19 protein-coding genes are annotated in these 16,028 nt (G+C 64.8%); 4 read left to right on the plus strand and 15 right to left on the minus strand.

What is annotated here, in order from left to right:
- Positions 1-139 precede the first annotated feature (139 nt).
- Together LFT47_RS13920 and LFT47_RS13925 are read right to left on the minus strand one after the other, a co-directional pair.
- Positions 140-490 carry a DUF202 domain-containing protein gene (locus tag LFT47_RS13920; RefSeq protein WP_236811668.1) on the minus strand — a complete coding sequence of 117 codons (351 nt, stop codon included), beginning with the start codon at positions 488-490 and terminating at the stop codon, positions 140-142.
- A complete protein-coding gene (locus LFT47_RS13925) occupies positions 487-843 on the minus strand; it encodes a YidH family protein (RefSeq protein ID WP_059387628.1) in 357 nt (118 codons plus the stop codon). Before LFT47_RS13925 ends, LFT47_RS13920 begins: the two co-directional genes overlap by 4 nt.
- Before the next feature lie 77 nt (positions 844-920).
- Between LFT47_RS13925 and LFT47_RS13930 the strand changes: the two genes are divergently transcribed.
- Positions 921-2,006, plus strand: a complete 1,086-nt coding sequence (locus LFT47_RS13930; protein ID WP_236811670.1) for an ADP-ribosylglycohydrolase family protein — start codon at positions 921-923, stop codon at positions 2,004-2,006.
- A gap of 12 nt (positions 2,007-2,018) precedes the next feature.
- On the opposite strand, the gene LFT47_RS13935 is transcribed toward LFT47_RS13930, so the two are convergent.
- From LFT47_RS13935 to LFT47_RS13950, 4 genes are all read right to left on the minus strand, one after another.
- The gene (locus LFT47_RS13935) at positions 2,019-2,567 is read right to left on the minus strand and encodes a DUF4395 domain-containing protein (RefSeq protein WP_236811672.1); all 549 of its coding nucleotides are present in this window, start codon (positions 2,565-2,567) and stop codon (positions 2,019-2,021) included.
- Positions 2,568-2,633: 66 nt separating this feature from the next.
- A complete protein-coding gene (locus LFT47_RS13940) occupies positions 2,634-3,659 on the minus strand; it encodes an exonuclease domain-containing protein (protein WP_236811674.1) in 1,026 nt (341 codons plus the stop codon).
- A 70-nt stretch (positions 3,660-3,729) separates the two neighbouring features.
- Positions 3,730-3,990 carry a DUF4235 domain-containing protein gene (locus LFT47_RS13945; RefSeq protein WP_236811677.1) on the minus strand — a complete coding sequence of 87 codons (261 nt, stop codon included), beginning with the start codon at positions 3,988-3,990 and terminating at the stop codon, positions 3,730-3,732.
- Positions 3,991-4,060: 70 nt separating this feature from the next.
- The gene (locus LFT47_RS13950) at positions 4,061-5,299 is read right to left on the minus strand and encodes an MFS transporter (RefSeq protein WP_236818583.1); all 1,239 of its coding nucleotides are present in this window, start codon (positions 5,297-5,299) and stop codon (positions 4,061-4,063) included.
- Positions 5,300-5,502: 203 nt separating this feature from the next.
- On the opposite strand from LFT47_RS13950, the gene LFT47_RS13955 reads away from it, so the two are divergent.
- Positions 5,503-6,267, plus strand: coding sequence for a VTT domain-containing protein (locus tag LFT47_RS13955; RefSeq protein WP_236818585.1), 765 nt, complete (start codon positions 5,503-5,505; stop codon positions 6,265-6,267).
- A 76-nt stretch (positions 6,268-6,343) separates the two neighbouring features.
- Here LFT47_RS13955 and rdgB read toward each other — a convergent pair whose 3' ends face one another.
- The 6 genes from rdgB to clpS form a co-directional block, all read right to left on the minus strand.
- On the minus strand, positions 6,344-6,994 hold the full coding sequence (gene rdgB / locus LFT47_RS13960; RefSeq protein ID WP_442863397.1) for an RdgB/HAM1 family non-canonical purine NTP pyrophosphatase: 651 nt from the start codon (positions 6,992-6,994) through the stop codon (positions 6,344-6,346).
- Entirely contained in the window at positions 6,991-7,749 is a 759-nt protein-coding gene (gene rph, locus LFT47_RS13965; protein WP_078108499.1) for a ribonuclease PH, read from the minus strand. The genes rdgB and rph overlap by 4 nt, the downstream gene beginning before the upstream one ends.
- A gap of 82 nt (positions 7,750-7,831) precedes the next feature.
- A complete protein-coding gene (locus LFT47_RS13970) occupies positions 7,832-8,629 on the minus strand; it encodes an MBL fold metallo-hydrolase (RefSeq protein ID WP_236811679.1) in 798 nt (265 codons plus the stop codon).
- A complete protein-coding gene (gene murI / locus LFT47_RS13975; RefSeq protein ID WP_236811681.1) occupies positions 8,626-9,696 on the minus strand; it encodes a glutamate racemase in 1,071 nt (356 codons plus the stop codon). Before murI ends, LFT47_RS13970 begins: the two co-directional genes overlap by 4 nt.
- A gap of 95 nt (positions 9,697-9,791) precedes the next feature.
- Positions 9,792-10,358, minus strand: coding sequence for a DUF2017 domain-containing protein (locus tag LFT47_RS13980; protein ID WP_236811683.1), 567 nt, complete (start codon positions 10,356-10,358; stop codon positions 9,792-9,794).
- On the minus strand, positions 10,351-10,761 hold the full coding sequence (gene clpS / locus LFT47_RS13985; protein ID WP_236811685.1) for an ATP-dependent Clp protease adapter ClpS: 411 nt from the start codon (positions 10,759-10,761) through the stop codon (positions 10,351-10,353). Before clpS ends, LFT47_RS13980 begins: the two co-directional genes overlap by 8 nt.
- A gap of 145 nt (positions 10,762-10,906) precedes the next feature.
- Here clpS and LFT47_RS13990 point away from each other — a divergent pair, with 145 nt between their 5' ends.
- Both LFT47_RS13990 and LFT47_RS13995 read left to right on the plus strand, forming a co-directional pair.
- Positions 10,907-12,235 (plus strand): nicotinate phosphoribosyltransferase, encoded by a 1,329-nt coding sequence (locus LFT47_RS13990; RefSeq protein ID WP_236811687.1) that lies wholly within the window; start codon positions 10,907-10,909, stop codon positions 12,233-12,235.
- A gap of 1 nt (position 12,236) precedes the next feature.
- The gene (locus tag LFT47_RS13995) at positions 12,237-12,863 is read left to right on the plus strand and encodes an isochorismatase family protein (protein WP_236811689.1); all 627 of its coding nucleotides are present in this window, start codon (positions 12,237-12,239) and stop codon (positions 12,861-12,863) included.
- A gap of 24 nt (positions 12,864-12,887) precedes the next feature.
- Here the strand turns inward: LFT47_RS13995 and LFT47_RS14000 are convergent, their stop codons facing one another.
- The 3 genes from LFT47_RS14000 to nagB form a co-directional block, all read right to left on the minus strand.
- Positions 12,888-14,666 (minus strand): DEAD/DEAH box helicase, encoded by a 1,779-nt coding sequence (locus tag LFT47_RS14000; RefSeq protein ID WP_236811691.1) that lies wholly within the window; start codon positions 14,664-14,666, stop codon positions 12,888-12,890.
- 180 nt (positions 14,667-14,846) lie between these two features.
- Positions 14,847-15,185 carry a DUF3039 domain-containing protein gene (locus tag LFT47_RS14005; RefSeq protein ID WP_236811694.1) on the minus strand — a complete coding sequence of 113 codons (339 nt, stop codon included), beginning with the start codon at positions 15,183-15,185 and terminating at the stop codon, positions 14,847-14,849.
- Between the two features lie 36 nt (positions 15,186-15,221).
- A complete protein-coding gene (nagB, locus tag LFT47_RS14010) occupies positions 15,222-16,004 on the minus strand; it encodes a glucosamine-6-phosphate deaminase (RefSeq protein WP_236811696.1) in 783 nt (260 codons plus the stop codon).
- Positions 16,005-16,028: the final 24 nt, after the last annotated feature.

Raw genomic sequence — 16,028 nt, forward strand, 5'->3', positions numbered from 1 at the left:
GTCGAGGGGTTCCTTAGTTCGAAGTTCGGGTGGTCTTTGCGGAGGCGAATGCTCCAGCCAGGGCAACGCCACGCGGCGGACCGCGTTCTTGCCCCGCAGCATCCTGTCAGCCGAGTCTGGACGCTTCCTGAATCCGAGCCTAGCCGCCCAACGCGATTGCGGCGACCGCAGCACAGGCGAGCGCGATGATGGACACAGCGCTTGCAAGCATCAACGCAGCCGACGCTTCCTCTGCGCCATGGTGCAACTGGTGGGACCTGACCCAGACGACGCAGCCCAGGACGATCGTGGCAGCCGCGGCCGTCAGGGCGCAGATTCCTTGGTAGTCGAGTCCCGGTATCCCGGTGGGAAGCTGCCCCGCACCGGACTTGGCCGTCAACCATCTGCGCCAGATGAAGAGATCCACCACCAGAAGCGAAATCAGGGTCCGGCGCCAAGCGAGCGTGGTGCGCTCGGGTTGCAGCCCCGGATCCCTGGCGTCAATGGTCAACGCGCCACCAGGATCAGCACGGCAAAGGTGAAGGCTGCCACGGCAACCACGATGGTCATCAGCAGCATGACCCGTGAGAACGGCAGGGCTTGGTCGTTGCGCATCGCTGCCTCCATCTGCGCCCACCGGCGGTAGGCAAGCGTCGCGAGGCCCGCGCCGATCATGGAAAGCACAACGCACAACACGATGCGCACGGGCTGGGGCGCAATGTTCGGAGCAAGCTGGTCGATGGCGACGGCACCAGCCAGCAGGGCCAACGAGGTACGGATCCATGCAAGGAAGGTCCGCTCGTTTGCGAGGGAGAATCTGTAGTCCGGGGTCTTCCCGGTTTTCCGCCACGCGGGTTCACGCATCACTGCCTCCTGGTTCACGAGCCACCGTATCAGCGGGCAGGTGAAGACCAGCGAAGCAGCCACGGTAAATTACCACTATGAGTGCTGAACCGTCCCCCACCGCCGCCCCATCCTTCGAGTCCCGGGTATACGGCTGCCTTCTGGGAGGCGCCTTGGGCGATTCGCTCGGCTATGCCGTCGAGTTCGACGACGTAGCCACCATCCGTTCCCGCTTCGGCGCCGCGGGCCTCAGCTCTTTCGGCCAGCTCGACGGCGGCAGCCACTTTTCGGACGACACCCAGATGACGCTATACACCGTTGACGGCCTCGTGGAGGCCCTCGAGTGGGCCAACGACGGCGTAGCGGCGGATGAAACTGCATGTCTCTGGCTGGCTTACCTGCGATGGCTCGCGACCCAGGGCGTCGCCTTGCCGTCGTCGGCCCCCGTTCCCCAACCGCGTTGGATCGACAGCCAGGAGGTGCTCCGGCATCGCAGGCATCCGGGCAAGGCCTGCCTGAGTGGACTCGCCACGGGCCAGATGGGGACCAAATTTCGCCCCGTCAATCCGGAGTCGAAGGGCTGCGGCACGGTGATGCGGTCCGCCCCCTTTGGCTTGGTCCCGCATATTTCCGAAGCCACTGTCTACAAACTGAGCACCGATGCCGCGTCCTTGACCCACGGACACCCTTCAGCGCGGCAAAGCGCGGGTGCCTTCAGCGTCCTGGTGCACAGACTGACCGCGGGCTCGGATGTGCGGACTGCGGCAGAGCATGCGTTGAACCTGGTGTCAGCACTGCCGGATCCAGCTCCCGAGCTCCTGGAACGCCTCCGCCAGGCGCTGGAACTGTCTTCCGCCGGCGCATTGCTCAGCCCGGAGGAACTCACTGAGCACCTGGGCGAAGGCTGGGTCGCAGAGGAGGCACTCGCCGTCGGGCTCTACGCCGTGCTGGCAACCGCCTCGGCAGCGGAGACACAGCGTGATCCGGCCGACCATTTCCGCCAGGCAATTGCGGTGGCGCTGAACCACAGCGGTGACAGTGACTCCACCGCTTCGATCGCGGGCAATATCCTCGGGGCCCTCCATGGGGAGGAGGCCCTGCCCTCGGACTGGCTTGAGGCCCTTGAGGCTCCCGACGTCATTCGGGGGATGGCGCAGCGGCTTATCGCCGTAACGGTCGGCTAGGACACAACAGGTTCAAAGCCGGCGAAGTGCGATGTTGTTGCACGCTTCGCAGACGTCCTCGGGGATGAGGCCGTGCCTCTGCAGGAACCCGAAAATGGCGCAGCCAAGGCAGAATCCGACAAACGATTCGAGGGACGCCGCGACGATCAGCAAGGCGAGCAGGATCCAGGCACCTGCGGCGAACCCGGCGAAGAACAGGACCGCCGCCGCCGTGCTGAGCGCCGCGCCGATTCCTTGTGCGAATCGCTTGGGCGGGCCCGGGACAAGTTTGGCGGGACCCACCCTGGGTGCCAGGACCTTGACGGACAGCAAGGCAAACGGAGAGATCCTCGGCCCGAACAACACCCTCAGCCAGAAGCCGACGGCGATCAGCACGAGTCCCCAGCCGAGGCCGCTCACGAGGGTGGCCACTGCAGCAAGAACCACCAGGCCGGCCGTGATCCTCGCGGCGTACTCATTGACGGGGTTGGGGAAAGCGAAGACGGCGCGCCATCCAGTGGCCGACGGAGCCGGCGTTCCCGCGGTGAGCCCCGCAGTGCCTGCCTGTTTTCCCTGAGTCATGGCTCAAGGCTAGGAGCGCCGCGACACAACGGGAAGCTTTGTTGCTCCGTGTGAATATTGCCCCGGCTAGCGTCCGCCAACCATCTGCAGGAACTCCCCTTCGGACAGGACCTCGATCTGCTGGCCGCGGCTGTGCAACTCCAAGACCCGCTTGGCTTTGCCGGTGAGGCGCCCGTTCCGGAGATCGCCGGCCACGAAGCCGTCACCCACCACGAGGACCGTGGTCCTCCCGGTCACGCGGCTCTCCGGACGCGCGCCCAACTCCGCCGCCCGCTGTTTCGCTTCCGGCCGGGCAATGGCAAGCTCACCGGTGAAGACGACAGTCTGCCCGAACAGGGGGTGGCCAGGTTCCGCCAGGGGGTTGGGCGTCGGGTTGGTGCCCTCTTCCGGCCAATTGCTCCAGGCGCGTCCAAGCTGGCCGGCGCCATTCCCGACGCCGGGTCGCCCGGCGGCAGCGCCGCCCCCTCCTCCGACGCCCGCGAGCGCGGCGATCGTTTGCTTGGACAGTCCGTCTCCGGGCTGGAAGGCCTGCTGTTTGGGTATGGCCAGGCCAAGGGACAAGTAGAGCTCGGCGATGCTGTTGGCGTTGTTCCGGTGCGCGATGTCCACCAGGATTCCGGCGCACGCCCGTGCGTCCTCCGCGGCGTCGTGATGGTTCACGAGGGGCACGCCGGCCTCCTCCGCGGCGTAGGGCAAGGAATTGGACACCAAGGAGTAACAGCGCCGGGACAACATCACCGTGCAGACGTACTCGTAGCCGGGGCCGGGCAGGCCGGAAACTTCGAGTCCGGAACGGATCACGCCCAAATCGAACGCGGCGTTGTGGGCGGCAAGGATATCTCCGCCGATGAACGCCCCGATTTCAGGGAAGAGATCGCCAAAGCGTGGAGCATCGGCGACGTCCTCGGCGCGAATGCCGTGGATCCGGGTGTTGTGGTACTCGAAGTGGTCGTGGTTTTCCGGCGGCCGCATGAGCCAAGAGGCTTCCTCCACCACGACTCCGCCGCGCACCTTGCTCAGCCCGACCGAGCACGGAGAACCCCTGAAGCCGTTCGCAGTTTCAAAGTCGATCGCCGTAAAGTCCAATGCCACTGGTCAAGGTTACAGGCGGTTAAAGCTCCACATGGCTGTGGTGATGGCCGCCACCTGCCACGAGGGTCGTTCAGACCTCGTCCGCGGTCTCCTGCAGCTTGGTCAGCGCCTTCTTGGTCGTCCTTTGGGTCAGGACATGGATGACCGCCCCTACGGCGCCCCCGGCGAAGGCGAACAACACTACGCCCGGCAAGGAGTCCTCCAGATTCGTCGCATCCTTTGGCGCGGGCTTCCCGGTGGACTTGCTCCAGATGGCCTCCAAGGCCTTGTTCGCCACAACTCCGGCGCCCATGCCCACGACAAGGCCGAGTAGTTTGATCAAGATGTTCATCTCGCTCCTCCGATTGTGGCTGGCCGTGTGGTCCAGTGCCAGCCGCCTGCGCCCTAGATTATCAGCATGCTTATCTTCTCTTCCCCGATGAGGATCGCGCCCGCAATACCTCCCGCGGACCGGCAGGGTAGCCGCCGCGGCGGCTGGCCAGGATGATTGCGAGCGCCGCCGCCGTCGGGACGGCTGCAGCCAACGGCACCCACAGGGCGCCGACAGTAGTCAGGGCCAGGGCGCCATAACCGGCGCCGACGGCGATGCCGAGTTGAATAGTCACCACGGTCAAGCCGTTCGCGGCGTCCTTGTGCTCTCCACCGGCCCGAAGGATTGCCGCCTGGTTGTAGATACCGACGGCCCCGAAGGCGATTCCCCACATGGTCACCAAGACGATTTCGCCCAGCCATGTGCCGCCAAGCAGCGGCAAGAGGCCGAAGGCCAGCACCAGCACAGCGACCGCGGAAAGCAGGGAACGCCGCGGATGGGAATCAGCGGTGAGCCCGGCGATCCAGATCCCCACGAGGCTGGAGGCCCCCACCACAGACAGCGAAATGCTTGTGAAGGCATCCGGCAGTCCGGAGACGTGGAGGAACGGCGCGATGTAGGTGAAGAGGGTGAAGTGCCCCAAAAGCAAGAGCGGCCAGGCTGTGGCCACGGCGATCACGCCGGGCAGCTTCAGGGCTCCGCGGAGGGTCGGGGCCTCATGGCCGTCTTCGTCGGGGGCTGCGGGGAGCACCCAAACGGCGAACAAGGCGAGAACCGCACCGACTCCGGCCAGGATAAGGAAAGAGCCGCGCCAAGTAAGCACCGAGCCCATGAGTGTGCCGATCGGAGCGCCGACGGCCAGCGCGATGCTGTTACCGCTGAAGACCATGGCCATTGCCTTTCCGACGGAGCGCGCTGGAACGATCCTTGCGACGTAGGGGGCCATGCTTGACCACAGCATCCCGTGGGCCACGCCCCCGAGGAGCCTCGCCGCAACCGCCAATCCCAGGCTCGGGCTCGACGCCAACAGTACGTTGCTGATTGCGAACGCGAGTACGGTGCCGATCAACAACGCCTTGCGGGGAACTCTTCCGCCGAGCAGCCTGGACAAGGGAAGCGCTGTGAAGACGATGACTGCCGCATATGCGGCAGTCAGGGAACCTACGGCCGATTCGTCTACCCCCAGGTCCCGGCTGATCTGGGGCAGCAGTCCGGACGGGAGGAGCTCGGTGGTGACGGCGGTGAAGCCTGCCGCGGCGAGGACCAGGAGACCTCCCCACGGGAACACCGCGGCTGACCCGGCAGCGACCGTCGCCGGTGTCCTGGATATGGCTACATCTCGCTTCAAAAGTTCTTCCTCGTCCTTCATGTTCAGTTAGCTGCGGACGCAGAAGTCTTCATGTCTTCTGTCCACGTCCACCACGCTACGCACGTCGGGCGACTGGAGGCAGGGTCTACCAGACACCCCCAATGGATGGTCCCAAGGGCCCGACGGCGGTTGTCCCGTACCCTTGAAGGGTGACCCTTTCTGCGATGAACGACTTTGCCGTATCCGCTTTGGTGGGTGCAGGACCGGTGCAGCCGCACATGTCCGCGCTCCTCCCCGACTGGTTGAACCCCCAGATCTTTCTGGCCGATCCCGCCTTGGCACCATGGGTAGTCCTGCTCGTGTGCGGCATTGTGTTCGCCGAGACGGGACTCCTGGTGGGCTTCTTCCTGCCTGGCGACTCGATGCTCTTCACCGCGGGGCTCCTCGTCGCCACGGATACCATCAAGTTCAATATCTGGGCACTCGCCGCCCTCATCGTCGTGTCTGCAATCATCGGCAACCAGAGTGGCTACCTCATCGGTTCCAAAGCCGGACCCGCCATCTTCAACAAGCCTGATTCCAAGCTCTTCAAGCGGGAGAACGTCGAGAGCGCCCACGCCTTCTTCGAAAAGCACGGCGGCAAGGCCCTGATCCTGGCCCGTTTTGTGCCGATCATCCGCACCTTCGTCCCGGTGATTGTCGGCGTCGCGCAGATGGACAAGCGCAAGTTCTTCATCTTCAACGTCATCGGGGCAGTGCTCTGGGGCGGTGGCGTCACGCTGCTCGGCTACCTGCTCGGCGACAAGGTTCCGTGGGTCCGGGACAACCTCGACATCATCTTCGTGGTCATCGTGCTGCTCTCGGTGGTCCCCGTGGCCATCGAGGTCATCCGCGGCTTGCTCGCCAAGCGCAAGAACACTGACCGCGGCGCGGAACCCGCCGAAGAGTTCGTCGACGGACGCGAAGCCGGAAAGCATGGCGAGCGCTAAACACACTGGCTTAAACACAGAGGCACCCCGCAGTTCGTTTGCGGGGTGCCTCTCGCGTTAATGCTCGCCCGGAGTTCTAGCGTAGGGCGTCCACAATGGCCGGGAGCAGCGCCCGGAATGCCTTGCCGCGGTGGCTGATGGCGTTCTTCTCCTCGGAACTCAGCTCCGCGCAACTGCGGTCCAGCCCCTGCGGCTGGAGCACGGGGTCGTACCCGAATCCACCGGCGCCGCGCGGTTCACGCAGGAGAGTGCCTTCCAGCTGGCCATATTCGACCACCTCGCGCGCCCGGCCGTCGACGGCGGCCGGTACAGCGAGCGCCGCCGCGCAGACAAACGCCGCTCCCCGATGCGCGTCGGGGACGTCGGAGAGTTGCGCCAGCAAGAGCTGGAGGTTGGCGGCGTCGTCACCGTGCCGGCCGGACCAGCGGGCCGAGAAGATGCCCGGAGCTCCACCCAGGACGTCCACGGCCAGTCCCGAGTCATCGGCGATCGCCACCATTCCCGTGGCTTCAGCCACGGCCCGTGCCTTGAGCAGGGAGTTCTCGGCAAAGGTCACGCCGGTCTCGGCAACATCGGGAGCGCCGGCCGCGGCCGCGTCAATCACTTGGGTGTCGACGTCAAGTCCTGGCACTTGCCCCCTGAGGAGTTCCCTGAGTTCGCGCAGTTTTCCCTTGTTGTGGGTGGCGAGAACGAGCCGAGGCGTAGTTGCGGTAATTGCCTCGCTCACGGGGCCTCGGCCAGGGTCTCGCGCTGGATTGCTGCCAACTCCCCCGTGCCGATGAGGGCAAGGTCCAGCAATGCATTCAGTTCGTCGCGGTCGAAGGGCGCGCCCTCGGCGGTGCCCTGGACTTCCACGAACTTGCCGGAGCCCGTGACCACCACGTTCATGTCGGTTTCGGCGCGCACGTCCTCGACGTAGGGCAGGTCCAGCATCGGGATCCCGTCGATGATTCCCACGGAAACGGCAGCAATCGTATCGATCAACGGCTGCGCATTCTTGGCGATCATCTTGTTCTCGCGGGCGAAGCGGATCGCTTCGGCGAGCGCCACGTAGGCGCCGGTGATTGCGGCGGTGCGGGTGCCGCCGTCGGCCTGCAGGACATCGCAGTCCAGCACGATCGTGTTCTCGCCCAGGGCCTTCGTGTCGATGATGGAACGCAATGAGCGGCCGATCAGGCGCGAAATTTCGTGGGTGCGTCCGCCGATCCTGCCTTTGACGGACTCACGGTCGGAACGGGTGTTCGTGGCCCGCGGCAGCATCGCGTACTCGGCCGTGACCCAGCCGCGGCCTTCGCCTTTGAGCCAGCGCGGAACGCCCTCGGTCAGGGAAGCCGTGCACAGCACCCGGGTGTTGCCGAATTCGATCAGGGCCGAACCTTCGGCCTGCTTGGACCAGCCGCGGGTGATGCTGATGGGACGGAGTTGATCGGGCGTACGGCCGTCGGCACGGATGACGGGGACAGATGTGGCTTCGGAAGTCATACTGCAAGCTTAGCGATCCCCCGGCCCTCGCCGGACTACGCAGTCGGACTACGCAGCTGGACTGGGCGGCCGGACTCCGGGTTCAGACGGTGTAGTGGACTCCGGCTACCGCGACGGCGACATCGCCGGCGAACTCGGGCCGCGCCTCGGCCATGACCTTGGTCTGCGATGTCCAGACCGGGATGTGGGTCAGCAGGAGGCGCCGGGCTCCGGCGGCTGTCGCCGCCTGGCCCGCGCGCTTGCCGGTCAGGTGCACATCCTTGATGTCGTCGTCGCGCCCTTCTTCGAAGGCGGCCTCGCACAGGAAAAGATCGGCGTTGCGGGCGGCGTCCTCAAGGCCCTGGCACGAGTCGGTGTCGCCCGAGTAGGTGAGGATCCTGCTCACCGCTTTGCCTTCCTTATCCGGCTCAGTGACCTCGACGCGCAAGGCGTAAGCCTCTTCCACCGGGTGGTTCACGGCATACGGTGTCACGGTGAACGGTCCTAGTTGCACGGATTGGCGTTCGCTCCAGTTGCTGAAGTCGAATTCCTCGTGCATTCCGGGGTCCAGCTCGAGCCCGTAGGCGGTGGCCATGCGGTCGGCTGTCGCGGCGGGACCCCAGACGGGGATCCTGTCCCGTCCCCAGCCGCCCGGCTTCCAGCGGACGGCCACGTGCAGTCCGCAGAGGTCCATGCAATGGTCCGGGTGCAGGTGGGTCAGGAAGATGGCGTCGATATCTTCGAGGTCCGTGTAGCGCTGGATGGCTCCGAGGGCACCGCTGCCGAGGTCCATGACGATCTTCCACTGGCGTTCACCGTCGTTCGCGGTCAGCAGATAGCACGACGCCGGAGAGCCGGGACCGGGGAAGGAACCCGTACAGCCAACAATGGTCAGTTTCACTGGATGCGGCCCCCACGGGCCGCGCCGAATTCGTTCACGGTGAAGGCCGCACGGTCAACGAAATTGGACGTCCTCGCATGATGGCCGCCGGCGCGGGCGGCCTCCAACATTTCCGGGGTGATGCGGGCGAGGCTTCCGGTCGGGTATTGGGCGGCCACATGGTCCACGTGGCGTACGGACAGGACCTCCGGGCCGAGGAAACGGCGCGCCAGGGATTCGAACTGGACAGCGTCGCCGGTGGCCATGAAGTCGTGGCGGGGCAAACCGGGGTCGGTCCGCTGGATCCCGTGGGTGGCCAAGGCCCGGTAAACGTCTTTGGCGGTTTCCTCGGCGCTCGACACAAGGGTGACATCGTCCCCCATGACGAAGGAAATCACGCCGGTGAGCAAGGGATAGTGGGTGCAGCCCAGCACGACGGTGTCCACACCGGCGTCCCTGAGCGGTTCCAGGTATTCGTGGGCCGCGGCCAGCAACTCGGGGCCGGTGGTGATGCCGGCTTCCACGAAGTTCACGAATTCCGGGCAGGCCACCGAGGTGATGCTCAGGTCAGGGGCAGCGGCGAAGGTGTCCTCGTAAGCGCGGGAACCCACTGTGGCCGATGTCCCGATCACGCCGATCCGGCCGGATCTGGTTGCGGACACCGCCCGGCGGACTGCGGGTTGGATGACCTCGATGACGGGGATTCCGTAGCGGGCCGTGTAGCGTTCGCGGGCATCGCGCAAGACTGCGGCCGAGGCCGAGTTGCAGGCAATGGTCAGGAGTTTCACGCCCGAGTCCACGAGTTCGTCCATGACGCCGAGGGCATTGGCCCGGACTTCGGCGATCGGGAGCGGCCCGTACGGTCCGTTGGCAGTGTCTCCCACGTAGATGATCGACTCATGGGGCAACTGGTCGATGATGGACCGTGCGACGGTGAGTCCGCCGACTCCGGAATCGAAGACACCGATGGGGCGTGATCCCAGCAAGGGGTTGGGTGCTGTGCTGTTCAGTGTTTCCGGCTTGCGCTGGGATTCCAACGCCGCTGCGGCGCTCTCCCCATCCGATACCGCGTCCGATGCTGAGTTCATGATTCTTAGAGAATAAGCCAAGGCATGTGCTCCAGCCACGACATGTGGCGGGGGCCTCGTGTCTGTTTTGTCACACGGACGGCCATAAGCCCCACTCAGGGTTTCCTGTCCATCGAGGCCATCATGGCCTGGACCAACGATTCCTGGAGCCAGGTGGTGAAGTTGTAGACGAGCGCCAGGTAGCTCTCTACGTCTTCGGCCTGGGACCAGTCCTGCATGGCGTGGACATGGTCGGCATCCGCCTCGTCGCGGATATCGAGGCGCTCGGCCAGCACCAACCGAACATCGTTGAGGGCCATGGACCAGAGCTTCGCCTCCTCGGGGGTGAGGACGAGTTCGTTTCGGTCCAGGCCCATCGCGGCGGCCCGAAGGGCTCCGATTTTTCCTTCCCTCAGCGAGCGCTCGGTGAGCTGGCGGAACTCGAGGGACGCGGCGTCGTCGTTCTTCATGACGTTCGGCAGGAGCCGCAAAAGGGCGCGGTCGGACGGTTCCTTGACGTCCATGTCGAGGCCGATCAAGGCCGTCAGGGGATCTTCGTTGCTCGACAGCTCTGGTTCCAGCATTGAAATGACATCGTCCAGGAGTCCGCGCAGGAGTTCGCGCTCGGCGGGCTCAAGGTAGCCGGTGATGCCCTTGAGTCCGTACTTGAAAGCCTTAGCCACGTGCGCCACCCTTGCGTCCCCGGCCGTCGCCGCTGCTGCTTGCCTTTTCAACTGTTGCCCACAGACCGTAGCCGTGCATGGCAACCGCGTGCTGCTCCACTTGTTCCTTGCCCCCATGCGCCACGATGGAACGGCCCTTCTTGTGGACCTCGAGCATGAGTTTGTTGGATTTGGCCTCGGAATAGCCGAAATAGCTCTGGAAAACGTAGCTCACATAGCTCATGAGATTGACGGGATCGTTCCAGACCACCAGGTTCCAAGGGATGTCTGCAGCGCTGAGGAGGTCGGTGGACGAACGCTCCGAGATGTCCGTCCGTTCTTCTCCCTTTAAGCCTGCGTCTGTCACTGTGCAGGTGGCTGTATAGGTGCCGGGGGCTGTGCCGGGGCCGACGGTAGTGGTCATCTGTCCATTCTAATGGTGATGGATGGGCGAACTAATGGCGGGTGAGCGGAGCGAGACCTGGGAGCCGGTGGGTGGGCCCACAGCGGCGAGGGCCCCTGGTCGAGCGAAGCGAGACCTGGGAGCCGCTGGGGACTAGAGTGAATTCGTGAGTAGATCCGTCGCCTGGGACCACCCCCGCACGTCGTTGTACACCGATCACTATGAGCTGACCATGCTGGAAGCTGCCCTCCATTCGGGCGCGGCGCACCGGCGCTCCGTCTTCGAGGCCTTCGCCCGCCGCCTGCCCGACGGCCGCCGCTATGGCATCGTCGCCGGCACCGGCCGGCTGCTTGAGGGAATCAAGGACTTCCGCTTCGGCGACGCCGAGCTCGCGTTCCTCGATCAGCACAAAGTAGTTGACAGGCAGACCCTGGACTTCCTCGCCGACTACAGGTTTTCCGGCGATATCTGGGGCTATCCGGAGGGCGAGGCTTACTTCCCCGGCTCCCCCATCCTGATCGTCGAATCCACGTTCGCGGAAGCGTGCATCCTGGAAACGTACATCTTGTCGGTGCTCAACCATGACACCGCGATTGCTTCGGCTGCCTCCCGGATGACCAGCGCGGCCGGCAACCGGCCGTGCATCGAGATGGGCTCCCGGCGCACCCAGGAGGAATCCGCGACGGCGGCAGCCCGTGCCGCGGTCATCGCCGGTTTCGGCAGCACTTCCAACCTTGAGGCCGGCCGGCGCTATGGCATCAAGACCGTGGGCACGGCCGCCCACTCGTTCACGCTCCTGCACGATACCGAGCGCGAGGCCTTCGAAGCCCAGATCGCCGCCTTCGGACCGGGAACGACGCTCCTGGTGGACACCTACGACGTCGAGGCCGGCGTACGCACCGCGGTGGAACTCGCGGGTGACAAGCTCGGGGCCGTCCGTCTGGACTCCGGAGACCTCGTGGCCCAGGCCCAATGGGTCCGCGAGTTACTGGACAATCTCGGCAACACCAACACCCGGATCGTCGTCACCTCGGATCTCGATGAATATGCCATCGCAGCCCTGCAATCGGCGCCGGTAGATGTCTACGGCGTAGGTACCTCCCTGGTCACAGGATCGGGAGCCCCGACGGCCAGCATGGTCTACAAGCTGGTCAGCCGGACCAACGATGCCGGGGAATTCGTTCCCGTGGCCAAGGTTGCCAAAAACAAGGCCAGCGTGGGCGGCCGCAAATACGCCCTGCGTAAACTCAACGAACACGGCATCGCCACCCAGGAGATCGTGGGCATCGGACACCGGCCGGATGACGACGGCAACGACCGCCCGCTGCTCCAACAGTTCATCAAGAACGGCGAACTGCTCCCGGGATGGACTGGACACGAGGGCGTCGTCCGGGCACAGGAACGCCATACTGCGACCATGGCCGAACTCCCCCCGGTCGTCCGGAGGCTGCAGCGCGGCGAGCCGGCAATCCCCACCGTCTATGAGGAGGACTGAAATGTCCCGCGCCCTGATTATCGTGGACGTCCAGAACGACTTCTGCGAGGGCGGGTCCCTCGCGGTGGAAGGTGGCGCCGCCACGGCTGCGGCCATCAGCGAATACCTTGACGCGAACCACCAGCACTTCGACCATGTCGTGGCCACGCAGGACTGGCACGTGGACCCGGGCAGCCATTTCTCGGAAACACCGGACCTTGTGGACAGTTGGCCCCCGCATTGCCGTGCCGGGAGCAAGGGTGCCGAACTCCACCCGGATCTCGACGCCGAGTACATCCAGGCTTATTTCCGCAAGGGACAATACACCGCGGCCTACTCCGGCTTCGAAGGAGTCCTCGCGCCCGAAGACGAAGTGCCCATGGGGGAACTAGCGCCCGGTGCCGTCCCCTCCGTCGAGCTGGACGAGGACGCCCTCGGGCTCGATGACTGGCTGCAGAGCCACGGAGTGGAGGAAGTGGTGGTGGTGGGTATCGCCACGGACTACTGCGTCAGGGCCACGGCATTGGACGCCGTGCAGGCAGGTTACTCCGTGACAGTGATCGGTGAACTCACCGCCGGAATCGCGGAGGATCTTGACGAGACCTACGCGGAACTGGAGGAGAACGGCGTCGAACTGGGGCAACCCTAAGGGGCAGGACCCCGCCAAGCAGTTCTACTTCCGTCCGATGAACCAATCCTGGAGCTTGCGCAGCCGTGACTGCAACTGCTCCTCGTTCGCCTGGGCGACTGCCGGACCGCCGCACACCTCGCGCAACTTGTTGTGGACGACGCCGTGCGGGGTACCTGTGCGGGCCGACCAGGCCGCGACGTTCTTTGCGAGCTCATTGCGCAGGTCCATCAGCATGCGGTGGTCCGGAACCGCGGGTGACGCGGCGGCAGCCAACGGAGATTGGCGCTTCTTCCTCGACTGCTGATCGTGCTGCCGCTGCCGGAGCAACGTTCCTACTTGTTCGGCGTCGAGCAACCCGGGGATCCCGAGGAAATCAAGTTCGTCCTCGGATCCGATATCGGCTCCCGTGCCGAATTCGCCGCCGTCGAACAGCACCCTGTCAAAGGATGCCTGCGAATCGAGGGCCTCGAATTTGCCCTTCTCCAAGGAGTCCGAGGCCTTCTCTTCGCGGTTGGCCTCGGCCATCAGGTTCTCTTCGGGGTTGAAGAGGCCGTCCGGGTCTTCCTTCTCGGGCCGGTCCAAGGCGTGGTCCCGCTCGGCTTCCATGGAGTTGGCCAAGGCCATGAGGGGCGGAACCGACGGTAGGAAGACCGACGCCGTTTCCCCGCGTTTGCGGGCACGGACGAAGCGGCCCACGGCCTGGGCGAAGAACAGGGGCGTGGAGGTGGACGTCGCGTAGACGCCCACCGAAAGCCGAGGGACGTCAACGCCTTCGGACACCATGCGGACGGCCACCATCCAGCGCTTGTCGCTGGCGGTGAACTCCTCGATCTTGTGCGAAGCCTTGGAATCATCGGACAGGATCACTGTGGGCGACTGACCTGTGATCTTCTTGAGCTGGCCTGCATAGGCGCGGGCGTCGTCGTGATCGGTGGCAATGACGAGGCCGCCGGCGTCGGGCACTGTACGGCGCACCTCGCCGAGGCGCTTGTCGGCGGCAGCAAGAACTGCGGGGATCCATTCGCCGCCGGGGTTCAGCGCGGTCCGCCATGCCTGGGACGTGATGTCCTTCGTAACGGCGGCCTCGCCGAGCGATGCCGCCATTTCGTCTCCCGCGCTGGTACGCCAACGCATCTGGCCCGAATACGCCATGAACAGCACGGGACGGACAACGTGGTCCCTCAAGGCGCTGCCGTAACCATAGGTGTAGTCCGCCTTCGAGCGGCGGATGCCGTCGCGGTCTTCGGCGTATTCCACGAAAGGGATGGGTGAGGTATCGGAACGGAAAGGCGTACCTGTGAGCGCCAAGCGTCGCGCGGCAGGATCGAAGGCCTCGCGCAATCCGTCGCCCCAGGACAACGCTTCGCCACCGTGGTGGATTTCATCGAGGATGACCAGCGTGCGGGCGGCCTCGGTCTTGGCCCGGTGGAGCATGGGCTTGCTCGCCACCTGCGCATAGGTGACCGCGACGCCGACGAAGCCCCTGCCGTGCTGGCCGTCGGAATTCTTGAAGTTCGGATCGATGGCAATGCCCACCCTGGCCGCGGCGTCCGCCCACTGCCGTTTCAGGTGGTCAGTGGGAGCGACGATCGTCACACGGTTCACGGTTCCACTGTCGAGGAGTATTGAGGCAATCCGCAGGGCGAACGTGGTCTTACCTGCTCCCGGCGTTGCCACGGCGAGAAAATCGCGGGGACTCGCGTTGAGGTACAAGTCCAGCGCTTCCTGCTGCCAGGCGCGCAGCTTCGGGGCGGTTCCCCAGGCTGCGCGTTCCGGATATGCCGGAGGCAGCGCGGGGCCGCCGAAGAGTGTTTCAGTCACGCGGATTCCCCCCGACCAGCAACGATTCCAAGCAAGGCCGCTGCGGCCAGCGAAACCCAAATAACCACAAAAAACACCAATCTGTTCCGGACGCGCCGAATCACGCAGGGCAGCAAACAGGCAGGGGAAAGCACTCCCCCGCCTACTACCAGGAAATACCCGACTACTTGGGCTTACTCGCTACTTGGAGCCGCCCGGTCCGCCTTTGTCTCCGCCGTCGTTACCGGGGCGAAGTCCTTCATAGATTTCCTTGCACTCGGGGCAGACCGGAAACTTCTGCGGATCCCGGCCAGGGGTCCACACTTTGCCGCACAGGGCAATCACGGGTTCGCCTGTCAGGGCGGACTCCATGATCTTTTCCTTGCGGACATAGTGCGAGAAACGCTCCCGGTCACCGGGCTCCACTTCCTGGCGCACTTCTTCGCGCTCAATGGTTGCAGTGGAAGTTCCGGCTCCGGAAAGCTCGCGCATGGGATCGTTTTCGAATGGGTCCGGAGGCAGCGTCGTCATGCCATCCATCTTAGCCGCTGATGCTTCGCGATCAGATGCACCGCGTCAGATGCTCTGCCATTTCGGCTTGTTGTCGTAGGTGTGGCGATAGTAGTCGGCAAGCTTGAGCGAGGACGCCGCAGCCTCATCGATCAGGATGGTGGCGTGCTGGTGCATCTGCAGCACCGATGCCGCGCATATGGCCGCAACGGGCCCCTCGACAAAGTCCCTGACGGTCTGGGCCTTCTGCGCCCCCGTGGCAATCAGGACAACGTGCCGGGCGTCCATGATGGTTCCCAAACCCTGCGTGACCACGTGGTGGGGAACGTCGTCGATACTCTTGAAGAACCGCGCGTTGTCCTTGCGGGTCTGCTCGATCAGCGTCTTGATCCGGGTCCGCGAAGCGAGCGAGGAACCGGGTTCATTGAATCCAATATGGCCGTCCGTGCCCACGCCAAGGATCTGCAGGTCAACGCCGCCGAGTGCCCGCATGGAGTCCTCGTACGCCTCGCAGGCTGCGGGAAGGTCGGCCGCGGTACCGTCCGGGCTGTGGACGTTGGCGGGGTCGATATTGACCCGGTCCGTGAATTCCCGGCGGATGACTTCACGGTAGGACTCCGGATGCCCCGGCTCGAGACCGACGTATTCATCCAAGGCGAAGGCGTGTGCCTGGCTGAAGTCGAGGCCTCTTTCCTGGTGGCGGCGCGCCAGTTCGTCATAGACAGGGAGCGGCGAGGACCCCGTGGCCAGGCCCAGGACGGCGTTCGGCTTTCGGAGGAGCAGTGCCTCGATGGCATCCGCGGCAAGCGCCCCGATCTGCTTGCTTCCCGGAAGGATGACAACTTCCATCGTCCACGACCTTTCTAGCTGTGT

It is taken from the genome of Arthrobacter sp. FW306-2-2C-D06B (genome assembly GCF_021789175.1).
Taxonomy (GTDB): domain Bacteria; phylum Actinomycetota; class Actinomycetes; order Actinomycetales; family Micrococcaceae; genus Arthrobacter.